Origin of the sequence: Corynebacterium sp. MSK012 (assembly GCF_030232435.1) — a bacterium.
Lineage (GTDB): Bacteria > Actinomycetota > Actinomycetes > Mycobacteriales > Mycobacteriaceae > Corynebacterium > Corynebacterium jeikeium_D.
In genome coordinates this window covers 115,338-122,108 of the sequence record NZ_JASPJU010000011.1, presented here as the reverse complement: position 1 = coordinate 122,108, position 6,771 = coordinate 115,338, and the positions used below count along the sequence as shown (strand labels likewise).

Genomic DNA, 6,771 nt, shown 5'->3' with positions numbered 1-6,771 from the left:
TATTTCGTTCGGCGGGTTTGCTTCACTACTTCTCCTGGTCGAAAGTGGTGATGCATTCACCGCCTGAACCTACCGCCTTCAAACTGTCATAAAGGTAGTCACTAACTCCTTCGGCAAACCGCCACCCGTCGAACACCACTCGCCACGCACCACCCACGCCCCCCATACACAGCAGCCTCCACACACACCTAGCCACAGCTCCCTACACACCCCACCCCCCACAACTGGCCACGCCCCAGAGCCAATCAAACCAATCCGTACTAAGCGGGCTATAGCACTCTCGACACAGATACACACACCCTCTTACCTTGGGTTTTTCCAAAACTTTGCAATAGACAGCTTGGTTCACTATTGTTTGTAAGCAACGTTTTGAACAATCTCAAAAACCGCAAGGAAGTATCTGAAATGACCACCAAGTACGACAACAGCAACGCCGCCAACTGGGGCCTGTCCACTCGCGCTATTCACGCCGGCTTCGCTCCGGACGCACAGACCTCCGCGCGCAACCTGCCGATTTACAACACCTCCTCCTACGTCTTCGATTCCGCTGAGCACGCTGCCAACCGCTTCAACCTCTCGGATGCAGGCCCGATTTACTCCCGCCTGACCAACCCGACTGTGGATGCCGTCGAGCAGCGCATCGCCAGCCTCGAGGGCGGCGTCGCTGCCGTACTGTTCTCCTCCGGCCAGGCAGCTGAGACCGCTGCTGTCCTCACCCTGGCTCGTGCAGGCGACCACTTCGTCGTTTCGCCACGCCTCTACGGCGGTACTGAGACCCTGTTCAAGGTCACCCTGCCGCGCCTTGGCATCGACTGCACTTTCGTCGAGAACCCGGATGACCCGGAGTCCTGGCAGGCAGCAGTTCAGGACAACACCGTCGGTTTCTACGGTGAGTCCATTGCCAACCCGCAGATCGATGTCCTCGATATCCCGGCCATCGCCGAGGTTGCACACCGCAACAACGTTCCGCTGATTGTCGACAACACGGTTCCGACCCCGGCCCTGCTGCGCCCGCTCGAGCACGGTGCTGACGTCGTGGTTTCCTCCACCACCAAGTTCCTGACTGGTAACGGCTCCTCCCTTGGCGGTGTCATCGTCGACGGTGGCAAGTTCGACTGGACTCAGACCCGCAACGGCCGTTCCATCTTCCCGAACTTCACCGAGGCCGACGAGGCTTACCACGGCCTGAAGTTCGCCGACCTGGGCGCCCCGGCCTTCGCACTGCGTGCTCGCGCTGGCATTCTCCGCGACACCGGCGCTGCCCCGGCTCCGTTCAACGCCTGGGTTCTGGCTCAGGGCCTCGACACCCTGGCTCTGCGCATCGAGCGCCACAATGAGAACGCCAAGGCTGTCGCTGAGTTCCTCGAGAACCACCCGCTGGTCGCCAAGGTCAACTACGCTGGCCTGCCGAGCTCCCCGTGGTACGAGACCCTGAACAAGCTGGGCCTTTCCGGCGCCAGCGGCGTGCTCTCCTTCGACCTGAAGGATGCCGACACCGCCAAGGCTTGGAAGTTCATTGACGCTCTGAAGCTGCACTCCAACGTCGCCAACATCGGTGATGTCCGCTCGCTGGTTGTCCACCCGGCCACCACCACTCACTCCCAGTCCGATGAGGAGGGTCTGACTCGCGCCGGTATTTCCCAGGCCACCGTTCGCCTCTCTGTCGGTATCGAGAACATCGATGACATCATCGCCGATCTCGAGGGCGGCTTCGCAGCACTCGCGTAGACCGTTTGTACACGGACACAGAACGGACTAAGTAGTCTATAAGGCATGAGCTTTTCCCCATCTACCCCGGCCGCCCTCCCACCCGAGGGCGAGCCGGGGCGTGTCTTTATCGGCGATGTCACAACCGAGGCTGGCGCGGTCATCCCCGACGTCACTGTCGAGTTCGAACGCTGGGGTCGGCTTAACGACGACTGCTCGAATGTCATCCTCCTCGAGCACGCTCTAACCGGCGACGCCCACGCTTCCGGCCCCTCGGATGAGTACCACCCGACTGCGGGTTGGTGGAACGGGATGATTGGCTCTGCCCGCGCACTGGATACCGACGAGTACTGCATTATCTGCACCAACGTCATCGGTGGCTGTCGCGGTACAACCGGCCCTTCCAGTCCACATCCGGACGACGGCAAGCCCTGGGGCTCTCGCTTCCCCGCAATCTCCGTGCGCGACACGGTGACGGTGGAGCACCTGGCGCTGCAAGAACTGGGAATTTCCCGCCTCCAAGCTGTCATTGGTGGCTCCCTGGGTGGGGCTCGCGCACTTGAATGGTCACTGATGCACCCGGATTTCGTCGGCAAGGCATTGGTGATGTGTGTCGGCGCACGTGCGTCTGCTTGGCAGATTGGTATTCAGTCTGCGCAGATTCAATTCATTGAGTCCGATCCCGATTGGCATGGCGGCGACTACTACGACCGCGGTGTGACTCCGGCCCGAGGTCTGGGTTTTGCACGCAGGGTCGCGCATTTGACGTACCGTGGCGAGCTGGAGATGGATGACCGCTTTGGCGCGGCAGCGCAGCCCGGTGAGGATCCGTTGGGCGCGATGCGCACGGAAGATCGATTCCAGGTAGAAAGCTACTTGGATCATCAGGCGAAGAAGCTGGCTCAGCGTTTCGATGCCGGCTCGTATGTCGTGCTCACCGATACCTTGAATCGGCACAATATTGGCCGTGATCGCGGTGGCCTCAACGAGGCGCTGCACTCGTCAACCGTGCCGACCATGGTTGCCGGTGTGGACACGGACATTCTCTACCCCTTCCACCAGCAGGAGCACCTCGCCCGCAATCTGGGCAACTGCTTGGGGCTGGAAAAGATTGAATCCGCCGTGGGTCACGACGGATTCTTGACGGAGTTCGAGCGAGTGGATTCGATTGTGCGTAGTTTCCTCGCTCGCGATGTCAGTTAATGTCAGCTAGCTTCCCAGCGCATCCACGCTGACTGCGAGGAATACGATTCCCATCCCGATTATGGAGCAAAACCATAGGTCAAAGGCCCGGGATCGTACGGAGAACACACCTAAAATGCTGTCAGGCAGGTACTGCCTAGCCACGCCGAGCAGCATCATTGTGCTTCCCAGCATGAATGTGGCGCGTCGCCACCGCTCCAGCCCCAGGAACACAACGAAGGCGGACATGCCGAAAAAGAGCGCGCCGTAAATCGTATACTGCACCCACATTGGCCACGATGCCCCCGGCGGCGGGGTCTTTGGGCTGTGCGGGTTCAGCATTGGATCCGGCAGATCTTCCCGCCGGGCACGCTGCGCAATTTCCCTTTTCGACACGAGTTGTTCCTCCTGGCTGACTAGGCCAGGCCAGCGAGCTTTTCAGCGCGCTCGACGACATTGCGTACGAGGAAAGCGCGAGTCAGTGGGCCGACACCACCTGGGTTCGGGGATACGTAACCGGCAATGTCCCAGACGTCATCAGCAACGTCACCGGCCAGCTTGCCGTCGACACGCGAAACTCCCACGTCGAGCACAGCGGCGCCAGGCTTGACCATGTCTGCAGTAAGCATATGAGCGACACCAGCAGCGGCGATGATGACATCAGCCTGACGGGTTTCAGCGACCAAGTCCTTGGTGCCGGTGTGACATAGTGTCACGGTAGAGTTCTCGCTGCGGCGAGTGAGCATCAGGCCGATTGGACGACCAACGGTGACACCGCGGCCGATAACAACAACCTTGGCACCGTTGAGCTCGACGCCGAAGCGTCGCAGCAGGTGGATACAGCCGTTTGGGGTACACGGCAGTGGTGCTGGCTCGTTGAGGACCAGCTTGCCCAGGTTTACCGGGTGGAGGCCATCGGCGTCCTTCTCCGGGTCGATGAGCCCCAGAATACGGTTTTCATCCAAGTGCTTCGGCAGTGGCAACTGAACAATGTAGCCTGTGCACTCCGGGCTTTCGTTCAGCTCGTTAATTACTGCCTCGAGTTCTTCCTGCGTGGTATCAGCAGGAAGGTCACGGCGGATAGAGGCGATACCAATCTGCTCACAGTCACGATGCTTCATCTTGACGTAAGAGTGGCTGCCTGGATCATCACCAACCAACACGGTGGCCAGCCCCGGGGTGTAGCCGGCTTCCTTTAAACGCTCAACGCGCTTTTCCAGGTCTTCAAAGATTTCGTCTCGGTAGAGTTTGCCATCAAGCTTTGTCGCTGCCATGGCATTTATCTTAGGCACAGGAGCGAATAATGCCCAGAAACGCCTCGTAGCCGCTCTCGCCTTGCCCCTATTTACCGCCCATAAAGCCCTGCTGACGCCAGACTTCATAAGCAGCCACTGCTGCGGCGTTGGAAAGATTCATGCTGCGACGAGCTGGCAGCATCGGAATTCGGATTAATTGTGTAATTCGCGGATCATCGAGCACTGACTGTTCCAACCCGGTTGGCTCTGGACCAAAGAGCAGTACATCGGTGTTCGTGTACTCAATATCTGTGTGCCACGTGTCAGCGTGTGCGGTAAAGGCAAAGATGCGGCACCCTTGGCTGGCAAAGGCCTCCAACGCTTGATCGATGGAATCGTGAATACGCACATCGGCCAGGTCATGGTAATCCAGCCCGGCGCGACGCAGATTTTTGTCATCGAAGTTGAACCCCAATGGCTTGGCCAGATGCAGCATAGCTCCAGAGCCCGCACACATGCGGATAGCGTTTCCGGTGTTCGGCGGGATGACAGGCCGGTCAAAAAGCACGTGGCAGGTGTGGCTCGTAATCCAGTCTGTGGAGTTCGTTGGCTCGGAGTTCGTTGGCTCGGTCGTGGCGCTATTCATTTCTTCCGTCAGTTCTTTTCCGCTGTTTCTTTTACTGCTCGTTGTTGGTTTCTGCTGCCGCTGTCGTGGCAGGCGCCGCATCGCACACACCGTGCTCGGTGAAAAACGCGATGATGGTCTCACCGATTAGCGCTCGGCTCCTCGGCTTCGAGAACTTATGGCCCTCTCCCTCGACCACTAGAAAATCGGTGGCCACGCCGTATGCGTCCATGGCGTTGCGCATCTGACCGGACTCTCGCGGAGGCACGTTGGTATCCCACTCGCCGTGGATAAAGAGCGTTGGAACCTTCATTTCCTCCGCACGGTGCAGCGGCGAGATATCGCGCAGAAGCTCAGCATCCTGGTACGGGTAGCCGTATCGAGGGAACGCGGCCTGCGCCAACCAAGGCTCGGTGGATTGGTAGTAGGTTTCAAAACTTGTCATTCCGCAGGCATCGACGATGGCCGCAAACTGATCCGGGTACCATGCCGAGGCCAACAGCGACATGAAGCCACCGTAGGATCGCCCGCCCAGAGCAATGCGTTCTGGGTCCGCCAACCCGGCATCAACGAGGAAGGAACGCGCCGCTGCGATATCCGCAATAGCGGCAAAGCGCCCATAGCGGTCGCCCGCGTGCTCAAATGACCTACCGGACCCCGAGGAACCGCGCACATTAGGAGTGAACACCACGAAGCCCGCCTCCACAATGCTGGCTAGAACATCGTGGTGGATGGGTTTCGCCTGCAGTTCTGGTCCGCCGTGGATGTGGATGAAAGCCGGCGGTAGCGCGTTTCCGGAGACGTCATTAGAACTATTGCGCACCGACTCCGGAAGGTAGAGCCAGCCAGACAGTTCCAACCCATCGCGGGAGACAAAGTAGACCAGCTCTGGAGCCGGCATGGTCTCCAGATTCTTCTCTTCCAGAGCCAAAATCCGTTCGGTGCGTTCCATATCCAATGGCTCAATGACACCACCGATATTGCGCAGAATCTCCACCGTTGGCGCAAGGCCTGGCCCTTCTACTGTCAGGGAGATCAGCTCACCGTCACCGGAGATTGACAGCTCGCGCGCAACCATGCCCGGCAATTCCACATTGCGGCGCACCATCACCCGCATGTCGTCAGTCTGCGGGTGAAGGCCAAGGGTAAGCACCTCAAGCGTGCTGACCCCACCGCTGTTCCACAGCACAGCCGCAGTGGAGGAATCCTCACTGATGACAAATTCTTCGACGTCTTGATCCGGATTGCCAATGAACTCCTCGACATCAACTTCGATGCCGATCTTCATATCCAAAATCTCCGCTGCGGTCGATTCCGCTGTGCGCGGCTCAGTAGTGCTGATACCGCTATCGGGAGTAATACCCAGGCGCAGGATGCGACGCTGTTCCGCGCCATGATCTGAGAGCACGAACGCGGTCAGCTTCTCCTGCCCCGGATGCGCCAATAAGACACCGGCATCTGTGGTGGAGCCGGGATCGGACGGCAGCAGCGGCTGCCACTGCTGCCCCGGTCCGACCAGCAGTAGCTCACGGTGACCTCGTGGCCCCACCCGCACGAGGCCAAACCCACCTTCAGCCGCTACCAGCTGGCTGTCAGTGCGTTTATCAATGACCTCATACTTTGAGTCCGTCGGGTTGACCAAACGCGCATAGTTAATGCCCTGGGCATCGACCGCGTTCATCGCTAGGAGATCATTATCCCATTCCACCAGTGTGGCGCGCATATCCGCATCCATACGCAGGGGGCGGGCACCGTCGACCTCCGGATTGGTGGATACCAGCCAGGTCTGCAGTCGCTCCGTACCGTACGGAGAGACCTCGCAGGCGATCCACTTTCCATCCGGGGAGTGCAGCACCCTGGTAACCGGGCCTTCCACCGGCAGTTTCACGGGGCGCTCCACACCTAGCCCCTCCGGAGTAATCTCCTGCTGTACCGCACGCGGGTAGCCGCTATCGCGGACAATAAAGGCGATTGCACTCCCATCCGGTGCTAACGAGGATTCATAGGTCTGGCGCATGACAA

The 6,771-nt window shown here is 59.4% G+C and carries 6 protein-coding genes; 2 read left to right on the top strand and 4 right to left on the bottom strand.

Going from position 1 to position 6,771, the window contains the following annotated elements:
* The first annotated feature begins 405 nt into the window (after positions 1–405).
* Positions 406–1,728: an O-acetylhomoserine/O-acetylserine sulfhydrylase gene (locus tag QP977_RS09025; RefSeq protein ID WP_048731554.1), complete on the top strand. Its 1,323-nt coding sequence runs from the start codon at positions 406–408 to the stop codon at positions 1,726–1,728.
* Positions 1,729–1,773: 45 nt separating this feature from the next.
* Positions 1,774–2,910, top strand: a complete 1,137-nt coding sequence (gene metX, locus QP977_RS09020) for a homoserine O-acetyltransferase MetX (RefSeq protein ID WP_048731552.1) — start codon at positions 1,774–1,776, stop codon at positions 2,908–2,910.
* Between the two features lie 6 nt (positions 2,911–2,916).
* Here metX and QP977_RS09015 read toward each other — a convergent pair whose 3' ends face one another.
* The 4 genes from QP977_RS09015 to QP977_RS09000 form a co-directional block, all read right to left on the bottom strand.
* Positions 2,917–3,285: a DUF3017 domain-containing protein gene (locus QP977_RS09015; protein ID WP_005510063.1), complete on the bottom strand. Its 369-nt coding sequence runs from the start codon at positions 3,283–3,285 to the stop codon at positions 2,917–2,919.
* 20 nt (positions 3,286–3,305) lie between these two features.
* A complete protein-coding gene (locus QP977_RS09010; RefSeq protein WP_070429823.1) occupies positions 3,306–4,163 on the bottom strand; it encodes a bifunctional methylenetetrahydrofolate dehydrogenase/methenyltetrahydrofolate cyclohydrolase in 858 nt (285 codons plus the stop codon).
* Positions 4,164–4,230: 67 nt separating this feature from the next.
* Positions 4,231–4,770, bottom strand: coding sequence for a tRNA (cytidine(34)-2'-O)-methyltransferase (locus tag QP977_RS09005; RefSeq protein ID WP_016422134.1), 540 nt, complete (start codon positions 4,768–4,770; stop codon positions 4,231–4,233).
* 31 nt (positions 4,771–4,801) lie between these two features.
* A complete protein-coding gene (locus tag QP977_RS09000) occupies positions 4,802–6,766 on the bottom strand; it encodes an alpha/beta hydrolase family protein (RefSeq protein ID WP_016422133.1) in 1,965 nt (654 codons plus the stop codon).
* Positions 6,767–6,771: the final 5 nt, after the last annotated feature.